At 73.6% G+C, this 19794-nt stretch carries 16 protein-coding genes; 9 read left to right on the top strand and 7 right to left on the bottom strand.

Annotated features, from left to right (window positions below; all coding sequences use genetic code 11):
* Positions 1-101: 101 nt before the first annotated feature.
* The 6 genes from VIG76_RS05065 to VIG76_RS05040 all read left to right on the top strand — a co-directional run bounded on the left by VIG76_RS05065 (position 102) and on the right by VIG76_RS05040 (position 9783).
* On the top strand, positions 102-3281 hold the full coding sequence (locus tag VIG76_RS05065) for an efflux RND transporter permease subunit (RefSeq protein ID WP_331951722.1): 3180 nt from the start codon (positions 102-104) through the stop codon (positions 3279-3281).
* Positions 3282-3422: 141 nt separating this feature from the next.
* Positions 3423-4196, top strand: coding sequence for an MBL fold metallo-hydrolase (locus tag VIG76_RS05060; protein WP_331951720.1), 774 nt, complete (start codon positions 3423-3425; stop codon positions 4194-4196).
* A gap of 180 nt (positions 4197-4376) precedes the next feature.
* Positions 4377-6569, top strand: a complete 2193-nt coding sequence (locus tag VIG76_RS05055; protein ID WP_331951718.1) for a DEAD/DEAH box helicase — start codon at positions 4377-4379, stop codon at positions 6567-6569.
* A complete protein-coding gene (locus VIG76_RS05050; protein WP_331951716.1) occupies positions 6566-7186 on the top strand; it encodes a DUF1684 domain-containing protein in 621 nt (206 codons plus the stop codon). Before VIG76_RS05055 ends, VIG76_RS05050 begins: the two co-directional genes overlap by 4 nt.
* 162 nt (positions 7187-7348) lie before the next feature.
* Positions 7349-9214 carry a DNA helicase RecQ gene (gene recQ, locus VIG76_RS05045; RefSeq protein WP_331951714.1) on the top strand — a complete coding sequence of 622 codons (1866 nt, stop codon included), beginning with the start codon at positions 7349-7351 and terminating at the stop codon, positions 9212-9214.
* An 8-nt stretch (positions 9215-9222) separates the two neighbouring features.
* Positions 9223-9783: a GNAT family N-acetyltransferase gene (locus tag VIG76_RS05040; RefSeq protein WP_331951712.1), complete on the top strand. Its 561-nt coding sequence runs from the start codon at positions 9223-9225 to the stop codon at positions 9781-9783.
* Between the two features lie 59 nt (positions 9784-9842).
* Here the strand turns inward: VIG76_RS05040 and VIG76_RS05035 are convergent, their stop codons facing one another.
* From VIG76_RS05035 to VIG76_RS05020, 4 genes are all read right to left on the bottom strand, one after another.
* Entirely contained in the window at positions 9843-11126 is a 1284-nt protein-coding gene (locus tag VIG76_RS05035) for a M18 family aminopeptidase (RefSeq protein WP_331951710.1), read from the bottom strand.
* An 87-nt stretch (positions 11127-11213) separates the two neighbouring features.
* Positions 11214-11813, bottom strand: coding sequence for a PadR family transcriptional regulator (locus VIG76_RS05030; protein WP_331951708.1), 600 nt, complete (start codon positions 11811-11813; stop codon positions 11214-11216).
* 151 nt (positions 11814-11964) lie between these two features.
* Entirely contained in the window at positions 11965-13008 is a 1044-nt protein-coding gene (locus VIG76_RS05025; protein ID WP_331951706.1) for an alpha/beta fold hydrolase, read from the bottom strand.
* Between the two features lie 44 nt (positions 13009-13052).
* Positions 13053-13793: a biosynthetic peptidoglycan transglycosylase gene (locus VIG76_RS05020; RefSeq protein ID WP_331951704.1), complete on the bottom strand. Its 741-nt coding sequence runs from the start codon at positions 13791-13793 to the stop codon at positions 13053-13055.
* A gap of 128 nt (positions 13794-13921) precedes the next feature.
* On the opposite strand from VIG76_RS05020, the gene VIG76_RS05015 reads away from it, so the two are divergent.
* Together VIG76_RS05015 and VIG76_RS05010 are read left to right on the top strand one after the other, a co-directional pair.
* The gene (locus VIG76_RS05015) at positions 13922-15121 is read left to right on the top strand and encodes an MFS transporter (protein WP_331951702.1); all 1200 of its coding nucleotides are present in this window, start codon (positions 13922-13924) and stop codon (positions 15119-15121) included.
* Between the two features lie 124 nt (positions 15122-15245).
* Positions 15246-16241 (top strand): DMT family transporter, encoded by a 996-nt coding sequence (locus VIG76_RS05010; protein WP_331951700.1) that lies wholly within the window; start codon positions 15246-15248, stop codon positions 16239-16241.
* Between the two features lie 322 nt (positions 16242-16563).
* On the opposite strand, the gene VIG76_RS05005 is transcribed toward VIG76_RS05010, so the two are convergent.
* On the bottom strand, positions 16564-16824 hold the full coding sequence (locus VIG76_RS05005) for a hypothetical protein (protein WP_331951698.1): 261 nt from the start codon (positions 16822-16824) through the stop codon (positions 16564-16566).
* Positions 16825-16950: 126 nt separating this feature from the next.
* Positions 16951-17421, bottom strand: coding sequence for a hypothetical protein (locus tag VIG76_RS05000; RefSeq protein ID WP_331951696.1), 471 nt, complete (start codon positions 17419-17421; stop codon positions 16951-16953).
* Positions 17422-17587: 166 nt separating this feature from the next.
* Here VIG76_RS05000 and VIG76_RS04995 point away from each other — a divergent pair, with 166 nt between their 5' ends.
* A complete protein-coding gene (locus tag VIG76_RS04995; protein ID WP_331951694.1) occupies positions 17588-18055 on the top strand; it encodes a hypothetical protein in 468 nt (155 codons plus the stop codon).
* A gap of 59 nt (positions 18056-18114) precedes the next feature.
* Here the strand turns inward: VIG76_RS04995 and VIG76_RS04990 are convergent, their stop codons facing one another.
* Positions 18115-19755, bottom strand: a complete 1641-nt coding sequence (locus tag VIG76_RS04990) for a GH35 family beta-galactosidase (protein WP_331951692.1) — start codon at positions 19753-19755, stop codon at positions 18115-18117.
* Positions 19756-19794 lie beyond the last annotated feature (39 nt).

Here is a 19794-nt window from a genome sequence, read left to right as displayed (position 1 = left end):
GTACTCAGAGGCAAAAACGTGTCAAGACGGGGTTGCCGAGCGGATCCCCGCCCATCCGACGCGCGCACGTGCGAGCCTCCCCTGGGCCCGATAATCCACGGATGCATCTGTTCGCGGCCTTCAGCCTGCGCAACCGGGCCCTGATCGCGCTCGTCACGATCGTCGCCGCGTTCTTCGGCGCCATCGCGGCCACCGCCCTCAAGCAGGAGCTGATCCCGTCGGTGCAGCTGCCGCAGCTCGCCGTCGTCTCCACCTACACGGGCGCCTCGCCCGCGGTGGTGAGCGAGCGGGTCAGCCGCCCGATCGAGCAGACGATCCGCGGGATCGAGGGCCTCGACAGCACCTCGTCGACCTCGACCACCGGCTCCTCGACGGTGACGGCGGACTTCGCGTACGGCACGAACCTCGACCAGGCCGAGCAGAAGATCGGCGCCGCGATCAACAAGATCCGCTCGACGCTGCCCGACGGCGTGGACCCGCAGGTCATCTCCGGCAGCCTCGCCGACCTGCCGGTGCTCGCGATCGCGGTGAGCGGGGACGCGCCCACGGACGTCCTCGCGGCGCGGGCCACCGCATCCGTCACGCCCGAGCTGGAGAAGGTCGCCGGCGTGCGCGCCGCGACGCTCTCTGGGGCGCCGGGCGACCGCATCACGGTGACGCCGAAGTCCGCGCTCGCGAAGCATCACCTGACACCCGACGTGATCGAGAGCACCCTGAAGTCGAGCGGCGTGCTCGTGCCCGCCGGGTCGGTGCGGCAGGGCGGCTCCACTCGGTCGATCCAGGTCGGCACCGAGCTCGGGTCGACGGCCGACATCGCCGCGCTGCCCCTCACCGGCGTCACGGCCGCCCAGTACAACGGGCCCCTCAGCACCTCGACGCACATCCCGACGATCGGCGACGTGGCCACCGTCGTGTCGAACCACGACCCGGTCACCACGGTGTCGCTCGTGAACGGACGGCCGGCGCTCACGATCTCCGTCACGAAGCTGCCAGCGGCCAACACCGTCGAGGTGTCGCAGGCGGTGCGCGCGGAGCTGCCGAAGCTGCGGTCGGTCCTCGGCTCGGGCGGCTCGTTCACGACCGTCTTCGACCAGGCGCCCTACATCGAGCAGTCGATCCAGTCCCTGTTCACGGAGGGGCTGCTCGGCCTCGGCTTCGCCGTGCTCGTGATCCTCGTGTTCCTGCTGTCGGTGCGGGCCACGCTGATCACGGCGATCTCGATCCCGACCTCGGTGCTGCTCACCCTGATCGGGATGCAGTCGGTCGGCTACTCCCTGAACATCCTCACGCTCGGCGCCATCACGATCGCGATCGGCCGCGTCGTCGACGACTCGATCGTCGTGACCGAGAACATCGCGCGGCACTTCGCGGAGGACTTCCCCGGCGCCGACGGCCGCATCCCGCCCGTCGAGCGGCGCGCGGCGATCCTCGGTGCGGTGAAGGAGGTCGCCTCCGCGGTCACCGCGTCGACCATCACGACCCTCGCCGTCTTCGTGCCGATCGCCTTCGTCAGCGGCGTCGCGGGGGAGCTGTTCCGGCCGTTCGCCCTCACCGTGACGATGGCGCTGCTCGGCTCGCTGTTCGTGTCGCTCACGATCGTGCCGGTGCTCGCCTACTGGTTCCTGCGGCCGAAGCGCGCCCGCAAGGGCCGGTCGACCGCCGTCCGCGTGCCGGTCCTGCAGCGCGCCTACCGCCCGCTGCTCCGCGGGACGTTGCGGCACCCGTGGCTCACGACGATGGCGGCGCTCGCGGTCCTCGTCGGCACCGCCTTCCTCGTGCCGCTGCTGCAGACGAACTACCTCGGCTCATCCGGGCAGAACACGCTGACCGTCACCGAGACGCTGCCCGACGGCACGAGCCTCGACGCCCAGACCGTCCGCGCCCGCTCGACGGATGCCGCGCTCCGCTCCGTCTCCGGGGTGCGGATCGTCGACGCCTCGATCGGCACCAGCGGCAGCGCGCTCCGCGACGCGTTCTCGGCCGGGTCCGGCGCCAAGATCACCTACTCGGTCACGACGGCCGCGAAGGCGGACCAGGACGCCCTGCAGCGCGCGGTGCGAGCGAAGCTCAAGTCGCTGTCGGGGGCGGGCGACTTCCAGGTGACCGCGTCGCAGGGCTTCGGCGCGAACAGCGACATCCAGGTCGACATCACCGCGGGCACCGCATCCGCCCTCGACACCGCCGCGCAGCAGGTGCTGGACGCGGTGAAGCCGCTGCCCCAGGTCGCGCAGGCGTCGAGCAACCTGTCGGCGACCCAGCCCTATCTCGCGGTCGACATCGACGCGGCGAAGGCGGCGAAGGCCGGCTACAGCGAGGTGGCGCTCGCGCAGGTCGTGGCGCGGGCCTCGCAGCCGACGTCGATCGGCTCCATCACGGTGGGCGACAACCAGCTCACCGTCTACCTGCAGGATCGGAACGCGCCGACGACGCGGGCCGATCTCGCCGCGCTGAAGGTGGCGACGCCGACGGGTGACAAGCGGCTCGACTCGCTCGCGACCATCCGCACGGCCACGGAGGCCGCCGCGATCACGAGCACCGACGCGAAGCGCAGCGCGGCGATCTCGGCGACCCCGGCGGGCCAGGACACGGGTGCGGCGAGTGCGGCGGTGTCGGCCGCCGTGGCGAAGCTGCACCTGCCGGCCGGCACCTCGGCCAGCCTCGGCGGCGTGACGAGCGACCAGAACTCGGCGTTCCAGCAGCTGCTGCTCGCGCTGCTCGCGGCGATCCTCATCGTCTACACGGTGATGGTCGCGACGTTCCGCTCGCTGCGGCAGCCGCTCGAGCTGCTCGTGTCGGTGCCGTTCGCGGCGACCGGCGCGATCGCGCTGCAGCTGATCTCGGGCATCCCGCTGGGCGTCGCGTCGTTCATCGGGCTCGTGATGCTCGTCGGCATCGTCGTCACGAACGCGATCGTGCTCATCGACCTCGTGAACCAGTACCGGGAGCGCGGCGCGAGGGTGCATGACGCCGTGCTCGACGGCGCATCGCGGCGACTCCGGCCGATCCTGATGACGGCGCTCGCGACGATCTTCGCCCTCGTGCCGACCGCGACCGGCGTCAACGGCAACAGCGGCTTCATCTCGCAGCCGCTCGCGCTCGTGGTGATCGGCGGCCTCGTGTCGTCGACGCTGCTCACGCTGATCGTGCTGCCGACGCTCTACTACCTCGTCGAGGGACGCAAGGAGCGCCGTGACGACCGCCGGAGCCGCCGGGCGGAGGGCACCGCGGTGCCAGCGGCCCCGCCGGTCGCCGCGCCCGAGCCGGCGGTCGCCGCCCGCTGACCACACCCCCCTGGCTGTTGCCACTTTTCGCGATCTTGAGGCCGCCAAGGTCGCAAGAAGTGGCAACAGTCAAGTTGGGTGACGGGCGGATGGGGAGGGCGCGCCCGGGCGGTTCGCAGGGGTGGTGCCTACGGTCCAGGCATGCCGATCGGTCCTCGTCGCTTCCAGGCGGTGCTGACGCGGAACGTCGCGCAAGGGGTGCATCGCCTCGCGCACGCCGGCGTCAACTGCTACCTCGTCGAGGAGGGGCGCGCCGTCACCGTGGTCGACGCGGCGCTGCCCGCGACGTGGCCATACCTCCGCACGGCCCTCGAGGCGCTGCACCGGGGTCCCTCCGACGTCGCCGCCCTCGTGCTCACCCACGCCCACTTCGACCACCTCGGCTTCGCCCGGCGGATGCAGGAGGAGTGGGACGTGCCCGTCTACGCGCATCCCGCCGAGCGGACGATCGCCGCGCACCCCTACCGGTACGCGCACGAGAACCCGCGGGCGAGCTATCCGATCCGGCATCCGGGGGGCGTCCCGATCCTCGCCGCGATGGCGGCGGCCGGGGCGTTCCGCGTGCAGGGGATCGACGAGTTCACCGAGTTCGGGCCGGGCGACGAGCTCGACCTGCCGGGCCGCCTCCGCGTCGTGTTCACGCCCGGGCACACCTTCGGCCACAGCGCGCTGCTGCTCGAGGGGCGGTCCGCGCTGCTCTGCGGCGACGCCCTCGTGACCCTCGATCCGTACACCGGCTTCACCGGCCCACGGATCGTCGCGGGCGCCGCCACCGCGGACAGCGCCCAGGCGCTCGACTCCCTGCGCGCCATCGCCGAGACCGACGCCGACCGGCTGCTGCCCGGGCACGGGGATCCGTGGCGTACCGGCGCGGCCGCGGCGGCCGCCGTCGCCCGCTCCGTCGGCGCCTCCTGACCCCGCGCGGCCGGAGGGCGCCGGTCCGGTAGGCTCGACCGGTCGGCCGTATGGACCATCTCGTGGTGTCCAGTCGTGGCCTCCAGGCGCCCGCCCCGTGGCGCCCGTCATCCAGGCCGCGCCGCCGATCGATCCGATCGAGTTCAACGCGCATGCCGTTGCAGTGAATCGAGATCCCGCATGGCGACCCATGCCCGCAACAACCGCACCCCCGACGGCGCCAAGCGCCGCTGGTCCTCGGACGAGCGCGCCCGGCGCGATGGCGCCCCGGCCGCTCGCCGGCCCGGCCGTTCGACCGAGGGCGCGCCGCAGTCGCGCGCAGCGCGTCGCGACGCCACCTTCGGCGCCGACCGCCGCCGCCCCGACGCCGACGGCGCCCGCCAGGACCGTCGCCCCGACTGGTACCCGGGCCCCCGCACCAACCCGCGCGAGCGCGGCGGCGAGCAGCGCGGCCGTGGCCGCTTCGAGGACCGCGGCGACCGGCAGCGCGACGATCGCGCACCCCGCCCGGACGAGCGGGGCGACCGCCGGTCCGGCGGCGACCGGGCGCCCCGCTCGTTCCGTGCGGATGCGCCGCCTCAGAAGCGCTTCGACCGGAAGCCGTCGGCCGAGCGGCCGCAGCGCTCGGACCGTCCGTCCTACGGGAACCGCCCGGAGCGGTCGGATCGCCCGCGCTACAGCGAGCGTCCGGAGCGGACCGCGCGTCCGACGTACGGCGACCGTCCCCAGCGGTCGGACCGCCCGTCCTACGGCGACCGTCCGGCGCGTTCGGATCGCCCGCAGCCCGGCGATCGTCCCCGGTACAGCGACCGTCAGGAGCGCACCGCGCGCCCGTCGTACGGCGACCGCCAGCAGCGCACCGAGCGTCCCTCGTACGGCGACCGTCCCCGCTCCAACGAGCGTCCGCAGCAGTCGGATCGCCCGCGGTACAGCGAGCGCACCGAGCGCACCGAGCGTCCGTCCTACGGCGACCGCCAGCAGCGCGGGGAGCGTCCGTCCTACGGCGACCGCCCCCGCTTCGACGATCGTCCCGAGCGGTCCGACCGGCAGCAGCGCCCCACGTACGGCGACCGCACCCAGCGGCACGACCGTCCGCAGCACACGGACCGCCACGACGCCCGCACCGAGGCGTGGACCCCGCCCGAGGACGTCGTGCTCGCGCGGCTCGCGGGCGAGGTCGTGACGGCCGAGGAGGTGGCGGGCGTGACGTTCGCCGACCTCGGGCTCGGCGACGGCATCACCAAGGCCCTCAGCGGCCTCGGCGCCGTCTCGCCGTTCCCCATCCAGGCCGCGACGATCCCCGACGCCCTCGCGGGCCGCAACGTGCTCGGCCGTGGCCGCACCGGCTCCGGCAAGACCATCGCCTTCGGCGCCGCGCTCGTCGAGCGGCTGATGCGCAACTGGCACGAGTCCGGCCGCGCCGGCACCGGCCGCCGGATGGGCCGCGCCCCCCGCGCGCTGATCCTCGCGCCGACCCGCGAGCTCGCGCTCCAGATCGACCGCACGGTGCAGCCCATCGCCCGCGCCGTCGGCCTCTTCACCACGCAGATCGTCGGCGGCGTGCCCCAGGCCCGCCAGGTCGGTGCGCTGTCGAAGGGCGTCGACATCGTGATCGGGACGCCCGGCCGCATGGAGGACCTCATCGACCAGGGCCGCCTCGACCTCTCCCAGATCGAGGTCACCGTGCTCGACGAGGCCGACCACATGGCCGACCTCGGCTTCCTCGAGCCCATGCAGCGGCTGCTGCGACTCGTCCCCGAGTCCGGGCAGCGGATGCTCTTCTCGGCGACCCTCGACGCGGCGGTCGCCGCGCTCGTCGACGAGTTCCTGCCGGAGCCGGCGGTCCACGAGGTCGCCGACAGCGACGGCGGCGTGCCGTCGACGCATCGCGTGCTGCTCATCGAGCAGGGCGAGAAGCTGAACGTGCTGCAGGCGCTGATCGGCTCCGTCGACCGCTCGCTCGTCTTCGCCCGCACCAGGGCGTTCGCCGAGCAGCTCGCCGACGAGCTCGACGGGGTCGGCGTCAAGGCCGAGAGCCTGCACGGCGACCTCAACCAGGCCCGCCGCACCCGCAACCTCCAGCGGTTCTCCGACGGCAAGGTCGATGCGCTCGTCGCGACCGACGTGGCCGCCCGCGGCATCCACGTCGACGACATCGAGCTCGTCGTGCACGCCGACGCGGCCGAGGACTACAAGACCTACCTGCACCGATCCGGCCGCACGGGCCGCGCGGGCGCCTCCGGCACCGTCGTGACGCTCATCAACGCGCGCCGGCAGCGCCGCTTCGCCGAGCTGCTCGAGCGGGCCGGCATCGAGGCGGACTTCGTGTCCGTCAAGGCCGGGGACGACCCGGTCGCCGCGCTGGCGCGATGACCGGCCAGCCGGCGTCGGCCCTCGCGGTGCTCGATTGGCGCCGCCGGACCCACGCGATGTACGACGCGGTCCGCGCCTCGGCGTCGCCCGCTGCGGCACATGCCGCTTGGCGCATGGAGCGCGACCGGATGTTCGCGGAGCATCCGGCGAGCCCGCTGCTGCCCGAGGACCGGCCCGGCTTCGCGGGCCTCGGCGTGCCCGAGTACGACGAGGCCTGGCGGTTCGAGGTCGCCGTCGAGCCGGCTGAGCCGGCCCGGCTCGACGTGCCGACCGGGACGGACGGGGTCGTGCCGTTCGAGCGGATCGGCGTCGTCCGGCTGCCCGGCGTCGGCGCGCTCGACGTCTGGCGGCTCGCCTCCTACGGCGGCGGGATCTTTCTCCCCGTCCGCGACGCATCCGCCGGAGCGCCGGCCGGCACCTACGGCGGCGGCCGCTACCTGCTCGACACCGTGAAGGGCGCCGATCTCGGCGGCGAGGGCGGGCGCCTCGTGCTCGACCTCAACTTCGCCTACAACCCGTCGTGCGCCTACGACCCCGAGTGGGCCTGCCCGCTCGCGCCCGCGGGCAACCGGCTCGAGGTGCCGATCCCGGTCGGCGAGCGCGCCTTCCACGACTGATCCGGCTCGAACCCGCCCGTCGGCCGCTCACCAGCAGAGGTGTTGCCACTCGTGGCGACTTCTCGGGTGGGGAAGTCGCCACGAGTGGCAACCCCCGGCTCCTGTCCGTCGGGTGCCGCGCATGGCGGTGACACCTGAAGCGTCCTCCACAGGACGTCCCGGATGTCCGACGCGGCGGCTACCCTCGCGCGCGTGACGATCACGGCTGAATCCCCGCTCGAGGTGCTGCAGCGCGTGTTCGGCTACGAGTCGTTCCGCGGTCGGCAGGGCGAGGTCGTCGACCGCGTCGTGGCCGGTGGCGATGCCCTCGTGCTCATGCCCACCGGTGCGGGCAAGTCGCTCTGCTACCAGATCCCCGCGCTCGTGCGCCGCGGCACCGGTCTCGTGGTCTCGCCGCTGATCGCACTGATGCACGACCAGGTGGATGCGCTCCGGGCGGTCGGCGTCCGCGCCGAGTACCTCAACTCCACCCAGGGCCTCGACGAGCGCCGCGCGGTGGAGGCGGCGCTGCTCGCCGGCGAGGTCGACCTCGTCTACATCGCGCCCGAGCGCCTCGCGCTCGACTCCACCCGGCACCTGCTCGACCGCGTGGCCGAGGGTCCGGGCCTGTCGGTCTTCGCCATCGACGAGGCCCACTGCGTGGCGCAGTGGGGGCACGACTTCCGGCCCGACTACCTCGGCCTCGCCGAGCTCGTCGGCCGCTGGCCGGGCGTGCCCACGATGGCGTTGACCGCGACGGCCACCGAGGCGACCCACCGCGAGATCACCGAGCGACTGCGTCTCGGCGACGCCGAGCACTACGTCGCGAGCTTCGACCGGCCGAACATCCAGTACCGGATCGTGACCAAGGACGACCCCAAGCAGCAGCTGCTGAAGTTCCTCCGCACCGAGCACGACGGGGACGCGGGCATCGTCTACGCGCTCTCGCGTGCGTCGGTCGAGTCGACCGCCGACTGGCTGTCGGAGCACGGCGTCACAGCGGTGCCCTACCACGCGGGCCTCGACGCGCGCATCCGCGCCGCCAACCAGGCCCGGTTCCTCCGCGAGGACGGCGTCGTGGTCGTCGCCACGATCGCGTTCGGCATGGGCATCGACAAGCCCGACGTGCGCTTCGTCGCGCACATCGACCTGCCGAAGTCCGTCGAGGGGTACTACCAGGAGACCGGCCGCGCCGGCCGCGACGGGCTGCCCGCGACCGCCTGGCTCGCGTACGGCTTGGCCGACGTCGTGCAGCAGCGGCGCCTCATCGACCGGGGGAGCGGCGACGCCGCGCACCGGCGGCGGCAGAGCGCGAACCTCGAGGCGATGCTCGCGCTGTGCGAGACGGTCAGCTGCCGCAGGCGGCAGCTGCTCGCCTACTTCAACCAGCCGACCGACGCCGACTGCGGCAACTGCGACACCTGCCTCGACCCCGTCGACACCTGGGACGGCACGGTGCCGGCGCAGAAGCTGCTGTCGACGATCGTGCGGCTGCAGCGCGAGCGGAACCAGCGGTTCGGCGGCGGCCAGATCATCGACATCCTGCGGGGCAAGCACACCCCGCGGATCGAGCAGCACCGGCATGACGAGCTGAGCACCTTCGGCGTCGGTGCCGACCTCGACGACCGAGCGTGGCGCAGCGTGCTCCGCCAGCTCATCGCCCAGGGGATCGTGGCGGTGGCCGACGACGGCTACGGCACCCTGGGCCTCGGACCGGGAGCCGGTGACGTGCTGAAGGGCGAGCACGAGGTGCGGCTGCGGCACGACCTCGCGAAGTCCCACTCGGGTGGGGGATCGAAGAAGGCGCGGCCGGTCGCGGCGGACCTCGACGAGCACGCGCACGCGCTGTTCGAGCGGCTGCGCGCCTGGCGTGCGGCGCAGGCGAAGGAGCAGGGCGTGCCCGCCTACGTGGTGTTCGGCGACGCCACCCTGAAGGCGCTCGCGACGACCCGGCCCGGCTCGCTCTCCGCGCTCGGAGCGGTCAGCGGCATCGGGGCCGCGAAGCTCGAGCGCTACGGCGACGCGGTGCTCGCGCTGCTCGCCGCGTGATGGAACCCGTGACCGAGCGGCTGCTGCTGCGTCGCTGGCGGGACGAGGACCGCGCCCCCTTCGCGGCCCTCAACGCCGACCCGGTCGTGATGGAGCACTTCCCCGCTCGGCTCACGCGTCCGGAGTCGGACGCGTTCGTCGACCGGATCGCGCAGCAGCTCGAGGACCACGGATGGGGCCTGTGGGCGCTCGAGGAGCGTGCGAGCGGACGCTTCCTCGGCTTCACCGGCCTCAGCGTGCCGGGATTCCAGGCGCGCTTCACGCCGGCGGTCGAGGTCGGCTGGCGGCTCGCCCGCGACGCCTGGGGCTTCGGCTACGCCAGCGAGGCGGCGCGGGCCGCCGTGGCCGTGGCGTACGACGAGGTCGGGCTCGACGAGATCGTCTCGTTCACCGCCACGAGCAACGTCCGGTCGATGCGGGTCATGGAGCGCATCGGGATGACGCACGACCCGGCCGACGACTTCGACCATCCGGCGCTGGCGGAGGCGAGTCCCCTCCGCCGCCACGTGCTCTACCGGCTCTCGTCCCCATCGCGCCGTTCCGGAGAAACTGCGCGACACGCCGATTGAAGGACTTTACAGGCGGCGTGTCGCACGAGAACTCCGGATCCGCGCGATGAACGGGTGCTCTACCGGTCGCTGCCTACACCGGACAGGAAGGCCTGCGCGGCGGCGGCGAGGCGGGCCGGGTCGTCGACGTGGCAGAGCTCCCGCGCCGAGTGCATCGACAGCAGCGGCGTGCCGACGTCGAGCGTGCGGATGCCGAGCCGCGTCGCTGTGATCGGCCCGATCGTGGATCCGCAGGGCACCGCGTTGTTCGAGACGAACGGTTGCCAGGGCACGTCGGCGGCCGCGCAGATCCCCGTCCAGAGGGCGGTGCCGGCGGCGTCGGTCGTGTAGCGCTGGTTGGCGTTGATCTTCAGCAGCGGGCCGCCGCCGGCGACGGGCCGCACCGTCGGGTCGTGCCGGTCGCCCCGGTTCGGGTGCACGGCGTGCCCCGCATCCGCCGACAGGCACCACGAGCCGGCGAGCGCGCGATGGAACGCGGACCGGTCGCCACCGAGCGCGGCCGAGACGCGCTCGAGCACGTCCGCGAGCAGGGGTCCGGCGGCGCCCGATCGGCTCTCGGACCCCACCTCCTCGTGGTCGAACGTCGCGAGCACCGCGATGACCCCCTCCGGCTGGGCGGCGCCGAGCGCCACGACCCCGGCGTGGGTGGAGCTGAGGTTGTCGAGCCGCCCGGACGCGAAGAGGGTGCCGTCGAGGCCGAACCGTCGGGGCGGCTGGGTGTCGACGGTGATGGCGTCGATCCCGACGACATCCGCCGCCGAGAGCCCGGCGGATGCGGCGAGGGCGCCGATCAGGTCCGCGGGATCGCCGTCGACCCCGACGACCGGCATGGTGTCGCGCTGGCGGTCGGGGGCGAACCCGGTGTTCGTGTCGCGGTCGAGGTGGATCGCGAGGTGGGGGATGCGGGCGATCGGGCCGGTCCGCACGAGGTGCGAGCGCCCCTCCGCGTCCACGACCCGGCCGGCGAGCTCGAGCTCGCGGTCGAACCAGGAGGCGAGGATGGGGCCGCCGTAGACCTCGACCCCGAGCTGCTGCCAGGCACCGCCGGAGAGCAGCGGCTCGGGCTTCAGCACGAACCCGGGGGAGTCGGTGTGCGCCCCGAGGATGCGGAACGGCGTGACGGCGGAGGCATCCGCGGGCAGCGCGAGGGCGATCACCGCGCCGTCGCGGACGACGAGCACCCGCTCGCCGCCCGTCAGCGTGCCGGTCCAGTCGTCCCGCTCGTCGAGCGTGCGGGAGCCGGCCTCGGTCAGCCGGCGGGCGACCTCCGCGGCAGCGTGGAACGAGCTGGGCGAGGCGGTGACGAAGGCGGCGAGGTCGTCGATGTGGGAGGACGCGTCCATGGCCTCATCGAAGCACGGGACGCCGGAGGGCCGCCTCCGTCCCGATGGACCCGGGGGTCCAGGGGGACGGAAGCGGCCGGTTCCGGTTCACTCGCCGAGGATGCGGTAGAGCTCCCGCCGCAGCTCGTCGAGCTTCTCGGTGGCGCGGGCCCGCTGCTCGGCGGTGACGCCGCCGCGGAACTGCATGACCGCACCCGCGAGCTTGCGAGCCGCCGTGAAGAGCTCGTCGTCGCCGCGGTGCTCACCGCGGGCGAAGGCGAACGCGCTGTCGATCTCGTCCTGGTGGGACTCGACGTACTCGCGACCGGCGTCGGTCAGGGAGTAGGCGCCGCGCGGGCCGTCGGCCTGCGTGAGGAGCCCCTCGTCGACGAGCTGGGCGAGGGTCGGGTAGACCGAGCCGGGGCTCGGTGTCCAGGCGCCCTCGGTGCGCTCGGCGATCGACTTGATGAGGCCGTAGCCGTTCGACGGGCCGTTGGCGAGCAGGCCCAGGAGGGCGCTGCGCACATCGCCGCGACGGGCACGGGGTCCGCCGGGGCCGAAGCCGCCGCCGAATCCGCGGGGACCGCGGCCGGGGAAGACGCCCTCCCAGGGTCCGCCGAAGCCCGCCGGGAAGCGGGTGGCCTGACCTCGGTCGTGCGCCTGATGCTGGAAGTGTCCGCGCATGGCGGACGCGTGGTGGTTGTACATGGGGTGTCCTTTCGAGACGTGGCACACCTCCGATTGAGGCGTTGCATCACGATATATCGGAACACATCGGAACGGAAGGACATTCCCGCGGTTTCGCCAAGGGCGATCACCACATCCGAGCCCCTGCTCTGGGCGGGCGCTCGGGGCGTGCTCAGTGCAGCGGCGCGGCTTCGGGGATCGGCTCGCCCGCGAGGAACCGGCGGATGGCGGAGTTCACGAACTCCTGGTCCGCCGGGCTCGCCCCGGCGCCGGCAGGGTGCCCCCACAGCGACGGGATCGGCAGGAACGTCGCCCCTGGCACGTCCTCGGCCTCGAAGCGCGCGTCGACGACCGGGAAGTAGAGGTCCGTCTCGCCCGGCATCACGAGCACCGGGACGCGGATGGAGGCGAGCGCCGCCCGCGTGTCCCCGCCGAAGCCCGGTGTGGTGCCGACGTCGTGCTGCTGCCAGGTGCGGCAGTGCAGCACCACGTCGTTCGCATCGGCGCCCGGCAGGAAGTCCTCGCGGAACTCCCGCATCGTCGACTCGAACGTCGCCTCGGGGTCCGTCTCACGCCACAGCTCGTCCCGCCACCACTGCTGCGAGTAGAGCCACGCCGCCCACACCGTGCCGAACGCCTCCATGCCCGCGGCCGGCTGCTCCGTGTACTCGCCGCCGGCGAAGACGGGATCCGCGAACAGCGCAGCGAGCTGGCCCTCGAGCCGGGCGACCCCGTGGGGGTAGCAGCGGGCGGTGCCGGCGAGCGCGACGATCCGGTCGGCGAGGCCCGGCAGGCCGATCGCGATCTGGAACGCCTGCATCGCGCCCATCGAGAAGCCGACGACCGCGGTGAGGTGCGGGATGCCCAGCTCCTCCACCAGCAGCCGGCGGAGAAGCTCGACCGTGTCCCGGATGGTCGTGACCGGGAAGCGAGGCCCGTCGAACGGGGCGGGCGTGTTGCTCGGCGAGGAGGAGACGCCGTTGCCGAGCAGCTCGGTCGCCACGATGAAGTACTCGGCGGGGTCGAGGGAGAGGCCCGCCCCGATCATCCACTCGTTGTCGGCGGCCCCGGCCATGAAGTGCGACGGCACGAGCACCGCGCCCCTCGCCGCGTCCGGCGACCCGAACGTGCGGTAGGCGAGCCGCGCCTCCGGCAGCACGACGCCGGACTCGGTGGGGAAGTCGCGGACGGTGAGGAAGCGGGGTTCGTCGGCCATGCCCGCATCCTCCTCCCGAGCCGCTGTGGCGGGCTGGAGCCCGGTCAGCGGGCGGCGAGCTGCAGGCCGCCCCGGTCGAACACGGCTGCCTGCGCCTCCGTGAGCATGCCCGTCGCCACGAGCCGGGCGAGCACGTGGCCGCGGCGGCTGCGCGCGAGATCCGGATGCACGACGGGGTCGTACGCGCTCGGCGCCTGCACGAGCCCGGCCAGCAGCGCAGCCTGCGGCCAGGTGAGCGCGTCGGGCGAGCGGTGGAAGTACCCCTCGGCCGCCGCGGTCACGCCGTAGTAGCCGTGCCCGAAGTACGCGGTGGAGAGGTAGAGCTCGAGGATGCGCGGCCGCGAGTACGTGTGCGCGAGCTTCAGCGCGAGGCCCACCTGCTCGGCCTGCGCCAGCGGGTCCTGGCGGCCGTCCGTGTACAGCAGCTTCGCGAGCTGCTGATCGAGCGTCGCCCCGCCCGCATCCGACCGCCCCTGGATCGTGCCGCCCGCCCAGCGCAGCACGCCGAGCGGATCGATGCCGGGGTCGGTGGCGAAGCGCGAGTCCTCCGTCGCGATCAGCGCCGCGGCGACCCGGGTCGGCACCGTCGTCTCGACGTGGGCGCCGTGCGTGCTCGCCTGGCTCGCGACGCGGTCGGCCGCGTCGGCGACGCTCGGGGTCGCGACCACCAGCACCGCGAGCGCACCGGCCGCGACCACCGCTGCGGCGACGGCGAGCCCGAGCAGGCGCAGCACGAAGCGGCGCAGCCGCCGTGGCGGCGGGCGCCTCGCATCCGATCGGGTCATGTCCGTCCTCCGGCCGTCGAGGATCGCGGAGCCACCCGGAGGGACGACCCAGAATCGCCACGCCGCCGCCCATGAGTCCCGCAGGCTCCGTGGACGATCGCGGCGCATACGTCGACCAGGATGGACCGGTGACGACCCTTTCCGCGCCCGCCCGCGCGGTGCGTCGCCGGCGCAACGGGGTCGCCGCGGCCTTCGCCCTCGGCGGCCTCAACCTCGCGACGTGGGGCCCGCGCCTGCCGGCGATCAAGGCCGACCTCCGGGTCGGCGACGGCACCCTCGGCCTCCTCGTCACCGGGATGACGGTCGCCTCGCTGCTCGGGCTCGCGTCGTCCTCGTGGCTGCTGGGGCGCCTCGGCCCGCGACGCGGCCTCGCCCTCACGCTCACCCTGATGTCGGTCGGCGTGGCCCTCGTCGGCATCGCGAGCGGCCTCTGGCACTCCCCGTGGCTCACCGAGGCGGGGCTGGCGGTGCTCGGCTACGGCATCGGCACGACGGATGTGATGATCAACGTCGAGGGCGCGGCGGTCGAGCAGGAGAGCGGCACCGTCCTGATGCCGCTGCTGCATGCCTGCTGGTCCTTCGGCGCCGTCGCCGGATCCGCGATCGGCGCGATCGCGGCGGCGCTCGCCGTCCCGCCGTCCGCGCAGTTCTCCGTCGAGGCGGCGCTCACGGTCGTCGCGGCGCTGTTCGCGGTGCGTGGGCTGCCGTCCACCGAGCCGCAGCTCGGCGAGACGCCGCCGTTCGCCGAGCGGATCAGAACCTGGGCCGCCGGATGGACGGACCTGCGGCTCCTGCTCATCGGCGTCGTCATGCTCGGCGTGGAGCTCGGGGAGGGCTCCGCGAACAGCTGGCTGACCCTCGGGGTCGTCTCGGGCCACGGGCAGTCGCCTGCGGTCGCCGCGCTCTTCTTCACCGCCTTCGCCGTCGGGGAGACGACCTGCCGGGTGCTCGGCAGCCCGCTCGTCTCCCGGTTCGGCCGGGTCGGCACCGTGCGGATCACCACGGCCGCCGGTGTCCTCGGCATCGCGCTGTTCATCCTCGGTGGTCCGGCCCCGGTCGTGCTGCTCGGCGCGGTGCTGTGGGCCATCGGGGTGTCGATGGGCTTCCCGCTCGGCATGTCATCGGCTGCGGAGGGAGCGAACGCCGCCGCGCGGGTGAGCGTGGTGGCCTCGCTCGGTTACGTGGCGAACCTCGCCGGGCCGCCCGTCATCGGGTTCCTCAGCCAGGCCGTCGGGCTGCTGAACGCGTTCTGGCTGCTCGCCGTGTTCTTCGTGATCGCCCTGCTGGCCGCCGGGGCCCTCGCGCCGGTGGCCGCCCGTCGCACCTGAGCGCGGAGCGGACACCCCGCCGGCGCCGCGTACGCTCTTCGCGTCGCAGCCCCCGTTCGGCCTCGAGAAGGACCGCCATGACGACCCTCCCCATCCCGTTCCGTCCCGGACGGGACCGCTGACCGTGGCGACGCCTGCGACCGATCCGCAGACCGCGGGGTTCTGGCGACCCGTCACCGGTGGGGGCATCGCGCTGGTCGCGCTCGGCGCGGCGCTCTGGGGGACGGATCCGCTGTTCCGGCAGGGCCTCGCGCTCACCGTGCCGACCCCGGCCCTCGTGCTCGTCGAGCACCTGCTGCCCACGCTGATCCTCGTGCCCTTCGTGGTGCGTGGGCTGCGACGGGCGGCCCGCACCTTCGGGCCGAAGGAGTGGATCGCGCTGCTCGTGCTCGGCTGCGGCTCCTCCGCGCTCGCGACGCTGCTGTTCACCCAGGCCTTCACATACGGCAACCCGACGACGCCCGTGCTGCTGCAGCAGGTGCAGCCCCTCTTCGCCGTCGCGGGTGCCCGCATGCTGCTGGGTGAGCGACTGCACCGCCGCTTCGGCCTCTTCCTCGTCGCGGGGCTGATCGGGGCGTACCTGATCGCGTTCCCGAACCCGGGCTCGGTCGAGGTGCAGGGGCTCGCACCCGCGCTGCTCGCCCTCGCGGCCGCGGCGCTGTGGGGGACCGGCACCGTGCTCGGCCGCCGTCTCGGCGCCGTCCTGCCGTTCGCGGAGCTCACCGCGCTGCGGCTCCTCTTCGGCCTCCTCGCGGTCACGGCGGTCGCGATACCGACCGGGAGCATCGCGGCGCTCGGCTCGCTGACGCCGAAGGACGTGCTCGCGCTCGTGCTGCTCGCGCTCGTGCCCGGCCTGCTCAGCCTCCTCGTCTACTACCGGGGGCTGTCGAGCACCCCGGCTGCGGCCGCCACGATCGCGGAGCTCGCGTTCCCGCTCACCACCGTGATCGTGAACTACCTCGCCTTCCACGCGGTGCTCTCGCCGACGCAGTGGATCGGCATGGTGCTGCTGGCCGGCACGGTGACCGTCATGGGCACGGTGCGTGCCCGAGGCGCCTCGATCGGGGTGGAGCCGGTCCGTCCGCCGATCCCCATCCGCGAACCCGCGCGGGGCGCCTGAGCCGGAGCTCTTCCCGGCGCAGCGCACGGACCGGTGATCATCGGCTCGAGGTAGAACGGGCTGTCCGCGGCCCTCCCCTGAGCATCCGATGGGGATCCGTCCGATTCAGGTGCTGCTTCAAGCATGCATGCCGAACCTCGAAGCATGACGGGGGCAGGAGAGGCGACGGGGACGTGCCGGCGGCCGGGATGCGGCAGTGCCGCGTTCCGCGCCCTGGACGAGCTCTCCTACGCGCGGGAGCACTTCGTCTGGATATGCCTCGCGGGCCATGTGGTCCGCGAGGAGGGGCCGACGACGAGGTCCGTGGCGTGAGGTCCCGGGGTCAGACGATCGAGTCGGCCGGATCCGGGCCGGCCTGGGCGTGGGAGGCGGCGACGTCGAGCAGCCCTGCCACGGCCTTCCTGGCTGCGGCGCCGAGGTCGAAATCGGAGACCAGGTTGTCGCCGCTCATGCCCCGCACGTAGCCGATCGTCCAGCCGTCGGGGTCGGGGGAGAAGCTGAGGCCGAATCCTTCGGTCTGCGCCAGTGCGAGCAGCTCGCCGATCGACTCGAGCGTCGACGCGTCGAAGGGGCCATCCACCATGACCCGAACCCTAGTCGCCCGGGCGACCCTCGACGAGGCCGCAGGAGATGTCGGTGGATTGCCGCTTCTGGCCCTTGATGGGCGTTGTGGAGGGCGAGCAGCGGCGACTCGCGGATGAGGTGACGATCAGCCCCCCTGCGCGAGCACCCCGATGGTCAGCCGCTCGTCCTGGCAGACCGAGGTGATGTGCGTCTGCGCCCGCTGCACCGCGGGCGCCGACAGGTCGAGCGACGGATGCGGGAGCGACCCCGCCGCGGCGGTGAGCGCCGTCACGTCGCCCTGCACCGACGCGGGCACCGGCCCCTTCCCGAGGTCGAGGACCTGCACGGCGACCGCCTGGGACACCGCCTTCGCCTGGTCGGCGGTCAGGCGATGCGCCGCGGCCTGGTCCTTCTCCCACTGATCGAGGGTGAGGATCTCGGACTCCGCCGCGCAGACCGCCGACAGGTCCCACTTCGCGGCATCCGCCGCGAGGACCGGCGGCCGGGTCGGGCTCACGGTGACGGTCACGGTCGCTCGCGGGGCGGGCGCGGTCGTGCAGCCGGACAGCACGAGCGCCGCGGAACCGAGTGCGAGCAGGCCGAGGAATCGCTTCACCGTCGGAGTCTCATCGAGCGGCGAGGACGCCGATACCCCGCTTCCGGGTACTCACGACGGCATGGGCGCGGGGTGTCGAACCGGAGTTCTCGGCGCCCGCAACGATTGTCGTGCGCCCGGCACGGCGCATCCGTCCGCGGGGCGGCGGATGGTGTAGACCCGCCTCATGGCGAGGACTGCGCGGTTCGGAGCAGGCGCGGCCGTCGTCCTCGGAGTCGCGCTCACGACCGTGGGCTGCACCCCGTCGTCGCAGCATCCGACCGTCTCGGCCTCCGAGTCGCAGGCCTGGGGCGAGCGGATGGACGTGGTGCTCCGGGACCCGTCCGGCCTCGGCGGAGCGAGCGGCCTGACCCCCGGGTCGGCCGAGCTGGGCGTGACGGAGCGGGGCGACTACGAGCTGGTCGCGGCCTGCATCGGGGTCGACGTCGTGCACGTGACGGCGAAGGCGGGTGGGAGGGTCCTCGCGGACACGGATGTGCCGTGCGGTGCGACCGTCACCGTCCCCATGGCGAAGGCCGGCTCGAATCCGCTCGAGGTCCGGGCGACGGCACCGGGCGGCCAGGCCGGCGGCGCGTGGTGGGTCGGCATCAACCACGCCGGCTGGAAGCAGTCCGGCGCGGTGCTGCTCCGCTGATCCGCGGAGGGGCAGCCCCGGTACCAGGCGCCCGACGCCGAGTCGGGCCCCGAGCTCGCTCAGGCCGTGCCGGTAGGGAGGCGGAGCAGCCGGACGCGCGCGATGCCGACCTCGTCGAGGGGGACGATCATGAGGCGTTCGTCGCCGTTGACGACCCGGGTCCGCGTCCACTCGCCCCGGTCGTAGCGGCCGGCTTCGACGCCGTCGATCTCGACGATCGCATCCGGTGCGGCGAAGTCGACCGCGAGGTTCTGCCCGACCACGAGGAACTCGTCCGGCCCCTGCTGGATCACGAGGCCGAACGCGCGGGTGTCCGCCGGGGCGGGGATGCCGTGGTCGGTCTCGCTCGGGCGGTCGACCACAGGCGGCGGCGCCTGCACGCCGGCGTCGAGGAGCATCGCCTGCAGGAGCGCGCGCGACCCCTGGATCACGAGCCGCAGGTCGCCGAAGGCGAGGTGCTGCCGCTCGCCCTCCTCGAGGAGGACCCCGGCGATCCGTCCATCCGCCTGGGCTGAGGTGATCACGTCGGTCAGGCCGCCGAGCACCGAGTACGCCTGCGCGAGCCGGCTGTGCGGGCGGACGTCGTCGACGCCGAACGCCGAGAAGCCGAAGGCGCCGAGGCCCAGCGCCCAGAAGAGGTTGCCCGTGGCGAGCCGCGACTCGGGGACGAACAGCGGGTTGTCCGGCCGGTGGTAGGGAGCGATCGCCGCCTTGACGTCGTCCACGTAGATGTCGGGGGCGAGGAGGTCGAGTGAGGGGGCCGCGGCCTTCCAGACGTCGAGCACGCGAGAGGCGGGGCCACCGCTCGGGTAGTCGCCCGCCTCGGGCTGCCCCGGCTGCGGGCCGAGCCAGGCGTTCACGTACATCGGGAGCGGCTTCGCGGCCTTGCCCGCGGCGGCGAGCGCTTCGGCGTATGCGGCGAAGTGCCAGGCCATGAACAGCTCGTCCGCCTCCCATCCGGCGCCGAACACCTCCGGCCAGGTGCCCTCACGACGAGCCCCGCCGCTCCGCCAGGCGGCGGTGACGGACTCGGGCAGCGCCCCCTCGCGGTCGAGGAGCTGCAGCAGGGCGGGCGGCACCGGCCCCGCCCACGCGGCCTCGGCGCGGGGTGAGCGGTCACGGGAGTCCCGCAGCAGCCCGACCTCGTTCTCGACCTGCACCATCAGCACCGTGTGCTGCGGGTCGACCTCCCGGAGGTGCGCCATGAACGCGACGAACGCGCGCCGGTCGGCCGCTCCGAGGTCCTCGGAGAACACCGACAGGACCGGCCTCGCGGTCGTGTCCGCGTGGGTGAACGCCTCCTTGCGGCCACCGGCGGATGCCCGGGGGAAGCGGACCGGGTCGGCGCGCACCCACGTCGGGGCATAGGTCGAGGTGGCGTTCTTGAACGCGCCGAACCAGATCAGGATCAGCCGCAGCCCGGATGCGCGCGCGGCCTCGAGCTGGTCGTCGACGGTCGAGAAGTCGTGGCGGCCCTCCTCGGGCTCGACCAGGGACCAGCTCGCCGCGCCGATGACGACCGAGGCGGAGAGCCCGCTCACCCGGTCCACCGCAGCGGGCAGCTCCACATCGGTCGGCGTGGAGTTGTGCAGCTGGCCGCCGAGCAGCAGGGCGGGCCGGCCGTCCACGATCAGCCGGTGGCCGTGTGCGGTCCGTTCGACGCGAGGCAGCGGCGTTCCGGTGGCCGAGGAGGACGACATCGTGATCCCTTTCGAAGTGAGCGCTCACTGCGCTGCACC

This window comes from Amnibacterium sp., from assembly GCF_036559085.1.
Classification (GTDB): Bacteria; Actinomycetota; Actinomycetes; order Actinomycetales; family Microbacteriaceae; genus Amnibacterium.
The sequence above is the reverse complement of the archived record's forward strand: the minus strand, read 5'-3'. Positions and strand labels throughout refer to the sequence as shown.